Annotated in this window: 20 protein-coding genes; 10 read left to right on the forward strand and 10 right to left on the reverse strand. The window is 62.1% G+C overall.

The genetic code is table 11. The features are described 5' to 3' along the window. Positions 1 to 50 precede the first annotated feature (50 nt). The 9 genes from AC1RQC_RS05220 to AC1RQC_RS05260 all read right to left on the reverse strand — a co-directional run bounded on the left by AC1RQC_RS05220 (position 51) and on the right by AC1RQC_RS05260 (position 4,161). The gene (locus AC1RQC_RS05220) at positions 51 to 857 is read right to left on the reverse strand and encodes a hypothetical protein (RefSeq protein WP_492882597.1); all 807 of its coding nucleotides are present in this window, start codon (positions 855 to 857) and stop codon (positions 51 to 53) included. 28 nt (positions 858 to 885) lie between these two features. Further along, positions 886 to 1,296: a hypothetical protein gene (locus AC1RQC_RS05225; RefSeq protein WP_492882598.1), complete on the reverse strand. Its 411-nt coding sequence runs from the start codon at positions 1,294 to 1,296 to the stop codon at positions 886 to 888. A gap of 8 nt (positions 1,297 to 1,304) precedes the next feature. Continuing rightward, positions 1,305 to 1,694, reverse strand: a complete 390-nt coding sequence (locus AC1RQC_RS05230) for a hypothetical protein (protein WP_492882599.1) — start codon at positions 1,692 to 1,694, stop codon at positions 1,305 to 1,307. A 9-nt stretch (positions 1,695 to 1,703) separates the two neighbouring features. Next, entirely contained in the window at positions 1,704 to 1,928 is a 225-nt protein-coding gene (locus AC1RQC_RS05235; protein WP_309405552.1) for a hypothetical protein, read from the reverse strand. Continuing rightward, positions 1,925 to 2,050: a hypothetical protein gene (locus tag AC1RQC_RS05240; RefSeq protein WP_309405553.1), complete on the reverse strand. Its 126-nt coding sequence runs from the start codon at positions 2,048 to 2,050 to the stop codon at positions 1,925 to 1,927. Before AC1RQC_RS05240 ends, AC1RQC_RS05235 begins: the two co-directional genes overlap by 4 nt. Next, on the reverse strand, positions 2,047 to 2,583 hold the full coding sequence (locus AC1RQC_RS05245) for a hypothetical protein (protein ID WP_492882600.1): 537 nt from the start codon (positions 2,581 to 2,583) through the stop codon (positions 2,047 to 2,049). The genes AC1RQC_RS05240 and AC1RQC_RS05245 overlap by 4 nt, the downstream gene beginning before the upstream one ends. 8 nt (positions 2,584 to 2,591) lie before the next feature. Further along, complete coding sequence (locus tag AC1RQC_RS05250) at positions 2,592 to 2,726, reverse strand: hypothetical protein (protein ID WP_492882601.1); 135 nt, start codon at positions 2,724 to 2,726, stop codon at positions 2,592 to 2,594. 247 nt (positions 2,727 to 2,973) lie between these two features. Beyond that, the gene (locus tag AC1RQC_RS05255) at positions 2,974 to 3,378 is read right to left on the reverse strand and encodes a hypothetical protein (RefSeq protein ID WP_492882602.1); all 405 of its coding nucleotides are present in this window, start codon (positions 3,376 to 3,378) and stop codon (positions 2,974 to 2,976) included. A 36-nt stretch (positions 3,379 to 3,414) separates the two neighbouring features. Continuing rightward, positions 3,415 to 4,161, reverse strand: a complete 747-nt coding sequence (locus AC1RQC_RS05260) for an XRE family transcriptional regulator (RefSeq protein WP_492882603.1) — start codon at positions 4,159 to 4,161, stop codon at positions 3,415 to 3,417. 83 nt (positions 4,162 to 4,244) lie between these two features. On the opposite strand from AC1RQC_RS05260, the gene AC1RQC_RS05265 reads away from it, so the two are divergent. From AC1RQC_RS05265 to AC1RQC_RS05295, 7 genes are all read left to right on the forward strand, one after another. Further along, positions 4,245 to 4,493 carry a YdaS family helix-turn-helix protein gene (locus tag AC1RQC_RS05265; protein ID WP_492882604.1) on the forward strand — a complete coding sequence of 83 codons (249 nt, stop codon included), beginning with the start codon at positions 4,245 to 4,247 and terminating at the stop codon, positions 4,491 to 4,493. A 305-nt stretch (positions 4,494 to 4,798) separates the two neighbouring features. Further along, positions 4,799 to 5,371 carry a toxin YdaT family protein gene (locus AC1RQC_RS05270; RefSeq protein WP_309405558.1) on the forward strand — a complete coding sequence of 191 codons (573 nt, stop codon included), beginning with the start codon at positions 4,799 to 4,801 and terminating at the stop codon, positions 5,369 to 5,371. Between the two features lie 65 nt (positions 5,372 to 5,436). After that, positions 5,437 to 5,700, forward strand: a complete 264-nt coding sequence (locus AC1RQC_RS05275) for a hypothetical protein (RefSeq protein WP_492882605.1) — start codon at positions 5,437 to 5,439, stop codon at positions 5,698 to 5,700. Continuing rightward, positions 5,697 to 6,107: a hypothetical protein gene (locus AC1RQC_RS05280; RefSeq protein WP_492882606.1), complete on the forward strand. Its 411-nt coding sequence runs from the start codon at positions 5,697 to 5,699 to the stop codon at positions 6,105 to 6,107. Before AC1RQC_RS05275 ends, AC1RQC_RS05280 begins: the two co-directional genes overlap by 4 nt. A 200-nt stretch (positions 6,108 to 6,307) precedes the next feature. Then, positions 6,308 to 7,465 (forward strand): hypothetical protein, encoded by a 1,158-nt coding sequence (locus AC1RQC_RS05285; RefSeq protein ID WP_492882607.1) that lies wholly within the window; start codon positions 6,308 to 6,310, stop codon positions 7,463 to 7,465. Continuing rightward, positions 7,462 to 7,785, forward strand: a complete 324-nt coding sequence (locus AC1RQC_RS05290; RefSeq protein ID WP_492882608.1) for a hypothetical protein — start codon at positions 7,462 to 7,464, stop codon at positions 7,783 to 7,785. The genes AC1RQC_RS05285 and AC1RQC_RS05290 overlap by 4 nt, the downstream gene beginning before the upstream one ends. Further along, positions 7,782 to 8,195 carry a sigma factor-like helix-turn-helix DNA-binding protein gene (locus AC1RQC_RS05295; RefSeq protein WP_492882609.1) on the forward strand — a complete coding sequence of 138 codons (414 nt, stop codon included), beginning with the start codon at positions 7,782 to 7,784 and terminating at the stop codon, positions 8,193 to 8,195. The genes AC1RQC_RS05290 and AC1RQC_RS05295 overlap by 4 nt, the downstream gene beginning before the upstream one ends. A gap of 513 nt (positions 8,196 to 8,708) precedes the next feature. On the opposite strand, the gene AC1RQC_RS05300 is transcribed toward AC1RQC_RS05295, so the two are convergent. After that, positions 8,709 to 9,041, reverse strand: coding sequence for a hypothetical protein (locus tag AC1RQC_RS05300; protein WP_492882610.1), 333 nt, complete (start codon positions 9,039 to 9,041; stop codon positions 8,709 to 8,711). 95 nt (positions 9,042 to 9,136) lie between these two features. Between AC1RQC_RS05300 and AC1RQC_RS05305 the strand changes: the two genes are divergently transcribed. From AC1RQC_RS05305 to AC1RQC_RS05315, 3 genes are all read left to right on the forward strand, one after another. Then, complete coding sequence (locus tag AC1RQC_RS05305) at positions 9,137 to 9,775, forward strand: hypothetical protein (RefSeq protein WP_492882611.1); 639 nt, start codon at positions 9,137 to 9,139, stop codon at positions 9,773 to 9,775. Positions 9,776 to 9,921: 146 nt separating this feature from the next. After that, positions 9,922 to 10,452 (forward strand): terminase small subunit, encoded by a 531-nt coding sequence (locus AC1RQC_RS05310; RefSeq protein ID WP_492882612.1) that lies wholly within the window; start codon positions 9,922 to 9,924, stop codon positions 10,450 to 10,452. Beyond that, positions 10,436 to 12,553, forward strand: coding sequence for a phage terminase large subunit family protein (locus AC1RQC_RS05315; protein WP_492882613.1), 2,118 nt, complete (start codon positions 10,436 to 10,438; stop codon positions 12,551 to 12,553). The genes AC1RQC_RS05310 and AC1RQC_RS05315 overlap by 17 nt, the downstream gene beginning before the upstream one ends. Positions 12,554 to 12,556: the final 3 nt, after the last annotated feature.

Genomic DNA, 12,556 nt, shown 5'->3' on the forward strand with positions numbered 1-12,556 from the left:
TGGGAGAGGGTCGGTGCGCTCAATGCGGTCTACGCGTCGAGCACGCGGTTTCAGGTGCGCGACAAGGTCTCAGCCGCCGCAGAAAGGGCCGCTTGTTCCGCGTCCTTGGCATCCGCCTTGAGTAGGTCGATTTCTTGATGCAGCGTGACGATGGCTTTCAGTACGCGCCGGCCGGTTCGGCTGCTGAACTGACGGGGCAGTGGGGGCTTGAACTCCGCGTACTTGCAGAGGCTGCTCATCTCTTCGATGAGGTTGCAGGCGCGGTGCTGATACCCTGCGATCACCTGCTGTGTTTCTTGCCGATGCCGCCTGCGCTCCTGGCGTTCCTCTTTGGTGAGGCGGCGGACAAACAGCGCATGCGGCCCATCTTCGGTGTCGAAGATCTCCAGCAGGTTCCAGCCCTCGCCGGCCGGGGTGGTCGGGATCCATTCCCGGCAGCTGCTACCCTCCCAAACCTGGTCCATTAGGTCCTCGTTTTGGCAGTCGGACTCCATGTAGACAATGGCTGCGGCGAGGCCGATCGATTCGAGCAGCAGCGCTATATCGGTGTCTTCGGAAAAGCTCGGCAGGGCTGGATGGGTGCAGTGACCATCTGCATCCCGCGGGGCGGTGGGTCGCATGAGGTCATCGGCGAGGTTCTCCAGGTCGATATAGCCCGGTACCTGGGCGCCGGCTTGCGTGCTTCCCGAATACGAGGGTGCGCTGGCAGCGGCTTGCGCTGCGCCCACGCGGCTCTCAGATGGCCAGATCTCCGTGCATTCGGGTTCGCGCACGATCCAAATGAGGAAACCAAAGATGACGCAGCCGGCGACAGCAGATACGGCAAGGATGGTGAGCGCAACTTGAGTGTTGGTCATGGATGAGGTCTCGGGTTGGGCGAACGGATCAGTCAGCTAGCGTTGCGTCCTGCAGCTGGAGCTTGTGCTGGACGATGGCGTTTGCGAAGCAAAAGGCGTCGAGGCGGATGCTGCCGATGGCGGCCTCGATATGTGGTGCGGCGGCGCGTAAGGTCTGCGCATCGTGCGTCGACACGGCGAGCTTGCCGATTCGATCGACGCGGTCGAGGATGGCGACCATCACGCGCCGCGCGGACTGGATTTGCACCAGGTACGCAGTGCCGCGCTGGACCTGCATTGCGATAGCGACCAGGTCGAGGGTCCGCTCCAGCTTAATATAGGCGCTGGGCGTGGGGTCGCTGATGAATGCGACCAGGCTGGCGGAAAACGTCAGGTGCCCGGCGGCGCGCACGAACGGCAGTGAGGTCAGTTGCGCGCGGCGCGGTTGGTGAAGAGGCATGGCGGCGCTCACGACACGGCCCCCACGAACGACTCCTCGCCGATGATGGCGTCGAGCTGGTCATACAGCTGGAACAGCGTGCCATCGTTGTGGATCTCGCGGTCGGATTCCCGCAGGCTTACGCCTGTATCCGTCAGCAATGCGCAGGGTTCATTCGACTTGCGCATTAGGCGAACGATGAATCCACCGTGATCGCGGATGATGGCCGCCTCGACGCTTGAGCGGATCTCTTTGACGACAACATCGATACCGGCGGTCTGGAGGCCGGTCAGCGTGTGATCCCACGATGGGCATTGCGCTGGCGCGAATGCAACCGCAACGAATTTGTGGGCGGAAACAATGTAATCGGCGGCAGTGTCCTTGCCGGCGCCTGCCGGGCCGGTGAGTCCTATCAGCATAATTGCTCCTCAGTCGAGGTCGTTTGCCTGACGGCGTTTGTGGTCGATGACCGTGGGATCGAAGCGGGGACGCGGACGAGGGGGCCGCGCTTGAGTCTTGAGAAAGGCGCGGCGCGACCGCGCTAGCTTTTTGCGGATCGCCGGGATCTCGACTTGTTCTTCGGGCCTGCCGCTACCGCGCACGCGGAGGAATTCCGCAATCAGCTCGGCCTTCGAGATCCGGCGGGCGGTCATGCCGGTACCGCCGACACGGTGCGTGCGCCGCGATCGATGGCATCAAGGATCGCGTCGCAGGTGCTGCGGAACAGGCCGGTATAGGTGAGTCGGCCATCGACGGTGATGCGGAAGCGGATCATTGCGAGGCCTCCGTGACGCTGCGTGCCTGGTGCTCTTTCTGTTTGGCTTCTTCCCGGGCCTTCTCAAGTTCGATGTAGGCCCAGCAGAATTCCTCGATGGCAGCCGCATCCAGGACTACGGTGCGGGGCGATTCGTCGCCCAGTTCGGCCCTGTAGGACTCGATCTCGATGCGGGCACCATCCTCGCGCGCCTCGTGCGCGGTCCAGGTCGTCTCATCCCAGCGGGGGTGCAGCGTGAACCAAATGCGCAGGTCGACCTCGATGCTGAGGCCCAACGGGTGCGCAAATGCGGTTGTCTCGTTGACCGTGTAGGGGGTCGAGGTCGCCCAGCATGCACGCGCGAAGTCGATGTCTTGATGCTCCGACCAGTAGAGATCGCGTCTTTTCGCGTGCGCGCCATCGAATGGCCCGCCAAACTCGCCGCGGTGGAGGGCGTTGTGCGCGGTGCCGAAGTCGTCGATGACGACCCAGTCATCAGGGGCGGAGATCCACTGATTGCCGTAGTGCCGCAGTCGGAAGAATTCGAGATGCATGGCCGGCCTCACGCGCTGCGGATTGCGGTGGTGGTCGGCGTGGCGTGCTGGTCGAATTCGACAGCGCACGCGTGTGCTGCGAAGACTGCGGTGACCAGGGCGAGGTAGCCGAGGCGGCCTCTGATGCGTTTAATGCTGTTCACTGTTATCTCCCGTCGAGTGGTGCGCGCTGCGCAATGACGTGAGGCAGTATGAACTAGAAAAACTAGCAATACAAGAATAACTAGTGGTTTTTGTTTGTGAGGATGCTACCCCTTCAGTGGGGGGCCGTTACTTCCGCGTGGTTAGTGGGCTACACCTTTTGCCAGGTAGCGCTGCGGATTCGTGGTCCAGAAACAGAAACGCCCACCTTGCTGGTGGGCGTCGGTCCTCTGTTCCGATAGAGCTGGTCTAGGCGCGGTTGCGTGAAGGAGCAAAGCTTGCCACAAGGACGATGCCCGCCAAAAAAGCTACCCCGCCAGCGAGCATTGTTCTATTTTTCCATGCATCGAGAGCAACATTTCTGTCCCGAGCATCCCGATTTTCGCGTGTTCGGTCTATTGCTTCCTGGGTTCGGAAATGTTCGGCGCGGCTGGTAACCTTGTCGAGGCATTCGGATAATGGCTCGAGCTTCGAGGTTTCGCATTCTGCTGACAGGCGCTTGTGATCCTCAAGCGTCCGCTCGAGATCCGCGATCATTTCCGAAGTCGAGCGCTTCTCGCTATGCGGCAATGGCTCGGGCTGCACGAGGTATGCGTATCCGCTCAAGCCAAGCCCGCCCACTATCAGAGCTGCGCCAAAGAGAGCCTTAATCATGCGGCGGTGCCTTTCAATGTTACCGCCTGATGGCGGCTATAAGCGGGTCTTGATCTTTCGGGCCGGCACCGGGTGCGCCACGTAATACATCCACGTGATCTGTTCTGGTAGATACGTCAGCAATTCCGGCTCGTTATAGCTACCCAGCCGAATGCCCTGGCGCCGAGAAAGTAGGCGCTTGAGAAGTGTCTCTCCGGTGTCGAGTCGAACCAGAACATCGTCCTCAATTTCGGGTTCCGTGCCAGGCTCCACTAGTCCAAATTCGCCAGGATTGAAGCGAGGCACCATCGACAGTCCGACGATAGGTACAAGGAATGCATGCGGATCAGGGCTAGCGATCTCCGCGTACTGGTCTGTTGCTCCCAAAGGGTAATCACCGTCCGTCCAAATGCGATCTGGTAGGCCGCCTTGCGCCTTACCGATGACGTACACGCGACGGAACTTCGTGGTGTCCGCGGGGTAGGTCAGCGGAATAGGCTGGCGCGCCTTTGAAGGCACATTGTAAGCCTCTGCCGGCGACTTGGATGGCCCTTCCGAAGAGGGGGACCCCTGCCATTCCGCCTCGGGAACCCACTCGGGATCTTGACCGAACATCAGCCATTGCGGCGTCGTCTTTAACGCCTGTGCGACAGCCGCGAGGCGATCTCGCTTTGGTGAAGTGCCATCTACCTTCTCCCATTGCTGCACGGTTTGCCAGGCTTTGACGCCCACCAGGTTTGCGAGCTGCTCCATCGAGAGTCCTAGGAACTCGCGGCGCCGCTTTATCCGGGTATTGATAGTCATGCGCGCATCCTACCCACAAGAAAAAATTGCGGCCACACAAAAGAATCTAGTGGCACTAGAATAACTAGCATAGAATGACGGTCATGAACGGGATCGAGCGCGCCATCAAGCACTTCAACGGACTCTCGGCCATGGCGAGAGCCTTGGGCCTGAGTGGCTATCAAGTTGTTCAGCAGTGGCGGGAAGTTGGTCATGTGCCTCCAAGGTACTGCCCGCAGATTGAGCGCCTCACCAATCGCGAGGTCAGGTGCGAGGAGCTTGATAGCACTGTGGACTGGACATTCATACGGCAGGGCTGCTGCGGTGTCCCGGCTAACCATCTACCTGAGTAACGCCTCACGACACTAAGCGGCTTACGTGCCATGCGTGCTCATTTCGACTTGGTGTGAGGCGCGCTCGTGATCAAGTCCATCGACGCGTGGCCGATGCCACTCGCGTGGAGTCAGGCGGGGTGATTGGGGCGTGCTGGGCCTGAGCGTAGCAATACGCAGTAGGGCGGCGATGCGGCGGCGTTCCAGTGGCGTCAGACGGCGCAATTTTGATGTGGGTTGGAACACAGATTTCATCCCGAAAAGTTCACGCGCTACGGCGCTTTTTACGTTTTGACGGCAGTTTATCTACCGGGGGATTCCAAATCATGCGGCATCAATCTCAGACGTTCATCGGCCTGCTTCGCGGGGCGGTCAATACGTGGCGCACCCGCGATCGGCTGGGGCAGGCCACAGTAGTGGACCTGGTGGTCAGCGTCCATGAGCGTCTCGGCTACGACGATGTGACGGGGATCCGATTCGAGCCAAACACGCGGGACGCCTTCGAGCGCATGAAAGTCAATGGCGAGCGAGTGTTCCGGTGGCTCGATGACGAGACAAAGGACAGCACCTTGCTGCCGACCAACTTCATTCCGTCGATCCTGGCCGCATTGCCGCCGGATCTCCGGCTCGACGTGCTCGATAGCCTCCTGGCCCCATTCGGCCTGGTGGTCCGCGCCGAAGTGGATGAAGGCGACCCGGAGCTGTGCGTGCACGCTGCCCTGGGCAGGCTCATGAGCGAGGACGCCAAGGGGCAGCAGGCGGTGCTTCGCTTGGCCACCGACACCTCCGACGAAGCCGTGCAGGAAGCGCACCGCGAGCTGCGCGAGGCGGTTGGCTTTAAGCGCAGGCTCATGCGTACGCTCGGCAAGCTGCTCACCAAGCGCAAGCGCAAGGTATGACGCCAGGCGCTGCTTTCATTACATCCGGCTGCCGACCTACAAAATCCCCGCGGAAGCGCAAGCCGTTGACGCAGGCGGAGCTGCATCAGCTTTTCGCGCGTATTAAAAGGCGCGTGGTGGCGGGCGGCAAGCCGTTTGGCGTCTTTGCGATCAAGGTGGCCGGCGGCCGGCAGTTCAAGCTGCTAAGCGTGAATAGTAAAGAATACAAGGCGCAACTGCGTGCGGACGAAGCGCTTAAGCACTGCGTTGCTGTCGCCTATGACGGTCGAGCCAATCTCGGCGACGTGTGGGAAGACCTTTGCACGTTCGACCAGGTGTTGGCCGCGTGAAGATGGACATCAGCTTTCAGGCGGACATGACGTGCTGTAAGTCCACGCGCGTCTCGGCTGGCCTGACGTGCCGGCATGCCGTGCACATGTCGTGCGCCTGCCGCCAGGCCGGCGCAATCGCTCTCGCGAAAGGTGGCCGTGGTCTTGATGCCTTTGCACGGCACCTCCTCGTGTTCTGGCCCCTGTGCGACGTGTACTGGGTGTTTGCCGGTGCCGGCCAGATGTCGACCCTGGCCGAGATCTGCAAAGAGCGCTGGCTGCAATTGCCGGCCGCCGCGCGTGGGGCCTATCGCGATGAGGTGGCCGCCGCCACCGCCAAATTCCGCGTGGAATGCGGCTCCCACAATCCGAGCGCCTTTATGGCGACCTTTGACCTTCTATGCGAGACCGCCATGGAGCGGTCGTAAAGAGCTATGGACTATCCAATTCAACCGATTAGCGCGATCGAAGAGCGCGGCATGGCCGACGCACGATCGCATGGTGTCAACGCGGTGAATCCGTATTGCGAGGACAGCCTCCACGGCTGCGCTTGGGAGCGCGGCTACCAGGTCGGCCTCGATGCCCTATGGACAAAGGCGACGCAGCTCGTGGCCAGGAGGGCTGCGGCGTGAGCACGTTCGTCATTGATGACCGGGAGTGGGCTGCGATGCGAATGGTCGACCACCTGGCGCGCGACCTCTATACCGCGTTGCGTCGGAGCATGGACTACGAGACCGGTGTGGTTGGCGGGCCTGCAAAGGCGATCTCCTGGTGGTCGCTGCGCGAAGACACCGAGTTGCCCGGGCGGCCAGGCGTGAAGGCGTACAAGCCCTCCGAGCAGCAGCTGCGCCGGCGCATGGTGCAGCTGGAGAAGGTGGGGCTGGTGCGGTCGATCGGCAGCAAGCTGCGCCTCAAGTTCAAGCTGCTGCTCGCCCGCACGTCTTCATTTGTCCAGAAAATAGCCGACACCAGTGCGAAGGTATCCGGCGCTGCGCGCAAGCCTAAGCCGGTCAAGCGCTCGCCGGGTTATGCACAGGGTAATAGCGAGCCAAAAGCCGGCACACATCTGGTGTCCGATAAAACCAAAACCCAACCCAAGCCGCCACTCGACCCCAATGCCGGTGGGGCAGCCCTCAATCCACCCCCCCACGCCTGCGGCGCGGGAGGCGAGCAGAACCCCCAAAGTCCTCCCGCAGAGGCGCAGCAGCTCGCGGCGGAAGACAGCCCCGCGGCCGGCGCAGCTGAGACAGGCCTTGATCTAGCCCCCCACGCCTACGGCGCGGGAGGCGAGCTGGACCCCCAAACGGCTCCCACAGAAGCGCAGCGGCTCTCAGAGGAACGGCAACGGGGCATCCAAGGTGGCGGGGATGGGCCTCCGGCCCAGCTTGCAGGGGGGCAGGGGTTCGAGTGGCAGGATGATCGAGCGTGGCCGGTGCGCCTGGATGTGAGCCAGAGGCGCCGCCTGAGACGCGAACTGGACGGGCTAGCCAGCAAAACGCTCGGCCAGCGCGTGCTTGACGAACTGAGAGGCGCCATGCGTGCAACCGTGGTCAAAGACCCGTGGGCGTACTTCCATCGATTGTTGCGCGAAGCGAAAAAGAAGGGCGACGCGTGGGTGACGGTATATGCGGAGAAAATCGCCGCAGACCGTGAAATCGTGCGCCAGACCATGGCCAGGCAGAAGGCCGAGGATGCGGCGTTCGCGGCCACGCTCAGGGGCAAGCCTGCGATGAAGCCTGCCGAGCTGCTCCGGTTCATGCGCGAACATAAACGGGCCGAGCAATGACGGCGGCCGAACGAAGCGCCGAGATCGCATATGCCGAGGCGGTCGAGCAGTTGCAGATGCGAGCAGTGAAACGGGACCGCTGGAGTTCGCGGGCTGTGTTCTGGACGGCGGTGCGGTATGGCGTCGACCGCGTGCTGGCCGGCACCACCTGGGTGGAGGCGCGTGCGCATTGGGAATTGCTGTGGGCCGTGGCCATCCGTGAACACCTGCCGCCGATCCCGGGCATTCCCGAGGCCGAGAACATGCCCTTGGATGCCACCGCGGCCGAGCGGGAATTCGCGCGGATGCGCACCATAGTTGGGGGGAGGGCGAAGCGATGACGGTCGGGATCCGAGTGGACAAGCGCGAGCGCGAGCGGTTGGAGTGGGCGGTGGAGCGGTTGCACTCGTGGGGCAAATGGGCGAAGTCCGGCGGTGCACCGAACGGCTACGGCGAGAGCTGCCTCACGCTCGAGGAGATCCGCTCCATGCCGCTGCGGTCTTTCATCCCGATGTCGCCGCCGGAGTGCGAGCAGTTGCACGAGGCGCTGTGGCGGCTGCCGCTGGATCTGCGCAAGCTGGCCATGGCCTGGTACGTCGAGGAACTGACGCGCCAGAAGATCGGGCAGCGGCTGGGCGTGAGCGAGAGCCATGTCCGCCGGCTGCACAACTCGCTGCTGGTCGCGCTCGAGTACTGCCTCAAGAATCCCCAGGCCAAGGTGCTGCCGCTGCATTTGCTGCTGAAGCCCTGACAGAACCCGCAAAACCACTTTTCAAGGTAGCGCCTTTTTTCTTTTATGGATCAAATGGTTAAAGGGGGACCCTGACGCTTGCTATTGAAATCCTGACCGGGTAGGGGTAGATTTCGGCTACGCTGTGGTTTCAGTGCGTGCAGTGAAAGAAGGCCCGATCCGGTTCATACTTGGTCGGGCCTTTTGCATGCCGAAGCATCACGGCTTAGGCACAGGAAGCCGAGTGCCAGCGACAGGAGGCCCGATAGCCCGAATGCGATGCCGACCCCCTCGGGCATAGTATCTCGGAGCGATCTCCAGGCAACAGCGGGAAGTATGACCCCGCCAAGAATGGCGAGCAGGTAGTGTATGAGAGTAGCTGCAAACACCACCGGCTTTTTTATGGCCAGGATTTTCGCTTGCGCTCGCAGTGTCGCCAGTGCATATGCATATCCAATAAAGGCCATGCCCAGCACGTAACCAGCAGAAATCCCGAAAACTATAGCTAGCATTGTTGGCCTCGCGTTAATGCGCTCATCTTCTGCGTTCGAAGAGTACTCGACTTGCGACTGCAACGAGACCAATCCAATGCAGGCCTAGGATCGAGTCCAGGAAGAGGCTCACCAGACTGCGGCTCGGCCACGCTTCCGCTACTCCGAGAAGAGACAGTATCGCCACAAAGTAGAACGTCAAGCGGTGTCGTGCTATCCAACCCAGCAAGGCATCCCAGGTGCCGCTCCCCGTCATTTTGAAGATCAGTAGCAGACAAAGTCCGATCACTACGGTTGTCGCAATTGCTTCGGATACGGGGCTGGTCAGCAACCGGGCAATCAGATAGCAGATGAGAAGACTCACAGTCAGCTTCATGCTGCGCCTCCACTCTTGCATTCAACGGAAGCCTGACGGAGGTCGCACACTGGGTAAGTGCGATTCAGCACATTGTGTTCGTTTTGGAGGGCGGCATGGCAATAATCGGCGTTAATGTGAGCAGCGTGGTACAGGGATTTGACCGCCAGCAGCGGCAGATGCCATTCGCGGTGGCTATCACGCTCACACGCCTAGCCCGCCTGGCGCGTGAGGCCGAGACCACCGAGATCGTGCGGGCGTTCGACAACCCTGTGCCGTTCACGCGCTCGGCCGTGGGCACCACCTCGGCAAGCAAGACGCTGTTGGAATCGACGGTGTTCATCAAGGACCGCCAGGCGCGCTATCTGCGCACCGAGGTCGACGGCGGCCAGCGCGAGCTGAAGACCTTCGAGAAGCTCTTTGGCAAGGGCATCGCGCTGCCTAGTATCGGCGCGAAGCTGAACCAGTACGGCAACTTGACGCGCGCCACCATCAAGCGGATCGCGGCCGAACTCAATTCTTCCGGCAAATCCAAGCGGTATTTCATGGGCAAGCCGCGCGGGCACAACCTGCCCGAGGCCATCTATGCCCGTGTCGATGGAAACAGCAAGATCGTACCGCTGCTGGTGTTCACCACGCGCGCCCAGTACGAGAAGCGGCTGCGGTTCAGCGAGGTGGCTGAGCTGACAGCGCGCGCGAACTTCGAGCGCGAGATGCTGCAGGCCTGGGAACAGGCGCTGGCCACGGCGCGCTAGCCAGAGCCAGTGGGCAGGGCTGGGCGCCCGGTGGGGTGCAGCCGGGCGCACGCGGGTCCTTCCGGCCTCCCGTCTCATGGGGGTCATTCGCACCGCGTTCTTTTTCTAGATAAAAGGCCCTCTAGGGTTAGTTAGTTGGGGATTCCATGGGCAAGAAGGTGAACCTGCAGGAGCTGGCCGAGTTCACCGGCTTCACGGTGCAAACGCTGATTCGATGGCAGGCGAGAGAGGGCATGCCGGTGGAGCTGGCCGGCCAGCGCGGCCGCGGCAATGAATACGACACCGCGGCGGTGCTCACCTGGTATGCGCAGCGTGCGGTGGACCGCGCCGGCCTGTCCAGTCCGAAGGATGATCTGGACCGTGCGCGAAAAATCGAGGTTGAGCTGCGCATCGGCGAAAAGCTGGAACTGCTGGCGCCGGCGGCAAAGTTTGAAGGTCTGTGGACCAGCCATGTCGAGGCGGCCAAGACCGAGATGCTGCTGCTGCCTGGCAAGGTGGCTGATGCCGTGTTCGAGGCTCACGACATCGAGATCGATGAGCAGCTTGTGCTGCCTTTCGTAGAGCAGTGCCTGGCCAAGCTCCAACACCTGGAAGAAGACGATGATGGAGATGGAGATCCCGACTCTGAGCATCTTGACGATGCCGGAGACGATGAGGAGGATGACGAAGACGGCTAAGCGCACGCTGCGCGTTGCCGTGTCGCGATGGGCGCTGCCGCCGCGCATGAATGGCCTGGAATGGGGGCGCCGCTTCCGGTTCCTGTCGAGCATCGAGGCCGACCGGGCCGGCAAGTACGACCCCGAGGTGACTCCCTACCTCTGCTGGCCAGGCAATCCGCTGGAGGCCCTGGACGACCCCGAGGTAATCGAGGTGTGTTGTCAGAAGTCGGCACAGGTGGCGTGGACCTCCGGTGTTCTTGGCAATGCCTTGGGTAAGTGGATCGACCTGGATCCGTCGCCGATTCTTGGCCTGTTTCCGAAAGAGGGCGCTGCCAAGGAGTACATGGCCGAGAAATTCGAGCCTATGGTTGGCGCCACGCCGCGCCTGCGTCGCGCGGTGAACCTGCGCAGCCGCAAGGCGCAGCAGCGCATGCTGTTCAAGCGCTTCCCCGGTGGCTTTCTCAAGCTGGTCGGGTCGAACTCTCCTTCCAGCGTCAAGTCCAGCCCGATCCCGCGCATCTTTATCGAAGAGCCGGACGACTGCAATTTGAACCTGCGCGGCCAGGGCGACTCGATCAAGCTGGCCAAGGAACGGACCAAGACGTTTCGCCGCTCGCGAGTCAAGATCCTCATCGGCGGCACGCCGACGGTGGAAGGCACCTCGACCATCGCGGCCGAGATGGAGCTGTCCGACAAGCGCGTGGGCATGGTTCCTTGCCACCACTGTGGCGCCGAGCACGCGCTGAGCTTCGACAACCTCAAGTGTCCCGAGGAGGATGGGGCTTCGCATCCAATTTTCGGCAAGAAGGTGCCCGAGAAAGCCTACTACGTGTGCCCGCACTGCGAAGGTCACTGGAACGATGCCGAAAAGCGCCGCAACGTAAAGATGGGGCGATGGATGGCCACCGCGCCGTTTAATGGCATCGCCGGCTACTTCATCAACGAGCTGTATAGCCCGTTTCCCGGCTCGGTGATGCCCATCCTGATGGAGAATTGGCTAACGGCGCTCCACCACCTGGCGATGGGCGACGAAAGCAAGATGGTGGCCTTCACCAATAGCTCGATGGGCGTGGCCTATTCGTTCAAGGGGGACCAGCCCAAGGCCGACGAGCTGGCCGAGCGCGCGCTGAAGTACGACGCGGGCACGGTGCCGGCCGGTGGCCTCATGCTGATGCTGTCCGTCGACGTGCAGCCCGATCGCCTGGAGGTGATCATCCGCGCCTACGGCCGTGGCGAAGAGACTTGGCTGGTGCGCTATGACCGACTGTATGGCCAGACCGCGCTCATAACCGATGACGTATGGAACCAGCTCGACAAGCTGCTGTTTGGCAAATACCGCCATGAGCGTGGCTTTGGGCTCAGTATCAGCGCGGCCTCGATCGACAGCTCGGACGGCAACACCTCCGATGCGGTCTACAAGTACGTCCGCACCCGCCAGGGCCGCGGCGTGCCGCATGTGATGGCGATCAAGGGCGCGCGCAGCCCCGATGCGGAGATCTTCCGCAAGCCCAGCGCGGTGATCGATACCAACAAGAAGAACACCAAGGCGGCCAAGTACGGCGTTTCGGTGTTCATGGTCGGTGTGGGCCGCGCCAAGGATCTGCTGATCGGCGAGCGCGGCCGCGTCGGCATGGAGGGCAAAGGACCTGGCCGCTTCCACGTCTACAAAAACGTGATCGCGGACTACTTCGAGCAGCTGCTGGCCGAGGTCAAGGCGCCGGTGCGCCAGCAAAACGGCCACGTCATCCGCGTTTGGCAGAAGAAGGTGGGCAAACGCAATGAGGTGCTGGACTTGGAGGTCTATAACCTGCATGCCTCGCGGGCGGCCAAGGTGCATCTGATGCAGGAGCGAGACTGGTCCATCCTCGAGGCGCGGCTGTCGCAGGGCGGCCTGTTTGATGAGCCGGCGTCGCCCGAGCCAGATCCGACGCCGGCCGCTGTGCCCGTGCCTGCGGCTGCACCGCGCGAGATCGATGCGGAAGAGGACGAAGACGACCAGGACGTACCGCCGGTGCGACATCGACCAGCGCCCGAGCCAGCCACCACCAACGAAACACCCAACTTGCCACCGCGACGCCGGCGCCGATACGGCACCAGCTCGAGTGGCGTGGAGATATGACCC

Source organism: Cupriavidus sp. GW822-FHT03E04, assembly GCF_058801495.1.

Excerpts from the sequence above, each read along its gene's own strand:
- AC1RQC_RS05295 (WP_492882609.1), top strand. The coding sequence starts at position 7,782 with ATGACGGTCGGGATCCGAGTGGACAAGCGCGAGCGCGAGCGGTTGGAG.
- AC1RQC_RS05265 (WP_492882604.1), top strand. The coding sequence starts at position 4,245 with ATGAACGGGATCGAGCGCGCCATCAAGCACTTCAACGGACTCTCGGCC.
- AC1RQC_RS05290 (WP_492882608.1), top strand. The coding sequence starts at position 7,462 with ATGACGGCGGCCGAACGAAGCGCCGAGATCGCATATGCCGAGGCGGTC.
- AC1RQC_RS05220 (WP_492882597.1), bottom strand. The coding sequence starts at position 857 with ATGACCAACACTCAAGTTGCGCTCACCATCCTTGCCGTATCTGCTGTC.
- AC1RQC_RS05230 (WP_492882599.1), bottom strand. The coding sequence starts at position 1,694 with ATGCTGATAGGACTCACCGGCCCGGCAGGCGCCGGCAAGGACACTGCC.
- AC1RQC_RS05315 (WP_492882613.1), top strand. The coding sequence starts at position 10,436 with ATGACGAAGACGGCTAAGCGCACGCTGCGCGTTGCCGTGTCGCGATGG.
- AC1RQC_RS05245 (WP_492882600.1), bottom strand. The coding sequence starts at position 2,583 with ATGCATCTCGAATTCTTCCGACTGCGGCACTACGGCAATCAGTGGATC.
- AC1RQC_RS05235 (WP_309405552.1), bottom strand. The coding sequence starts at position 1,928 with ATGACCGCCCGCCGGATCTCGAAGGCCGAGCTGATTGCGGAATTCCTC.
- AC1RQC_RS05260 (WP_492882603.1), bottom strand. The coding sequence starts at position 4,161 with ATGACTATCAATACCCGGATAAAGCGGCGCCGCGAGTTCCTAGGACTC.
- AC1RQC_RS05255 (WP_492882602.1), bottom strand. The coding sequence starts at position 3,378 with ATGATTAAGGCTCTCTTTGGCGCAGCTCTGATAGTGGGCGGGCTTGGC.
- AC1RQC_RS05240 (WP_309405553.1), bottom strand. The coding sequence starts at position 2,050 with ATGATCCGCTTCCGCATCACCGTCGATGGCCGACTCACCTATACCGGC.
- AC1RQC_RS05310 (WP_492882612.1), top strand. The coding sequence starts at position 9,922 with ATGGGCAAGAAGGTGAACCTGCAGGAGCTGGCCGAGTTCACCGGCTTC.
- AC1RQC_RS05270 (WP_309405558.1), top strand. The coding sequence starts at position 4,799 with ATGCGGCATCAATCTCAGACGTTCATCGGCCTGCTTCGCGGGGCGGTC.
- AC1RQC_RS05305 (WP_492882611.1), top strand. The coding sequence starts at position 9,137 with ATGGCAATAATCGGCGTTAATGTGAGCAGCGTGGTACAGGGATTTGAC.
- AC1RQC_RS05300 (WP_492882610.1), bottom strand. The coding sequence starts at position 9,041 with ATGAAGCTGACTGTGAGTCTTCTCATCTGCTATCTGATTGCCCGGTTG.
- AC1RQC_RS05225 (WP_492882598.1), bottom strand. The coding sequence starts at position 1,296 with ATGCCTCTTCACCAACCGCGCCGCGCGCAACTGACCTCACTGCCGTTC.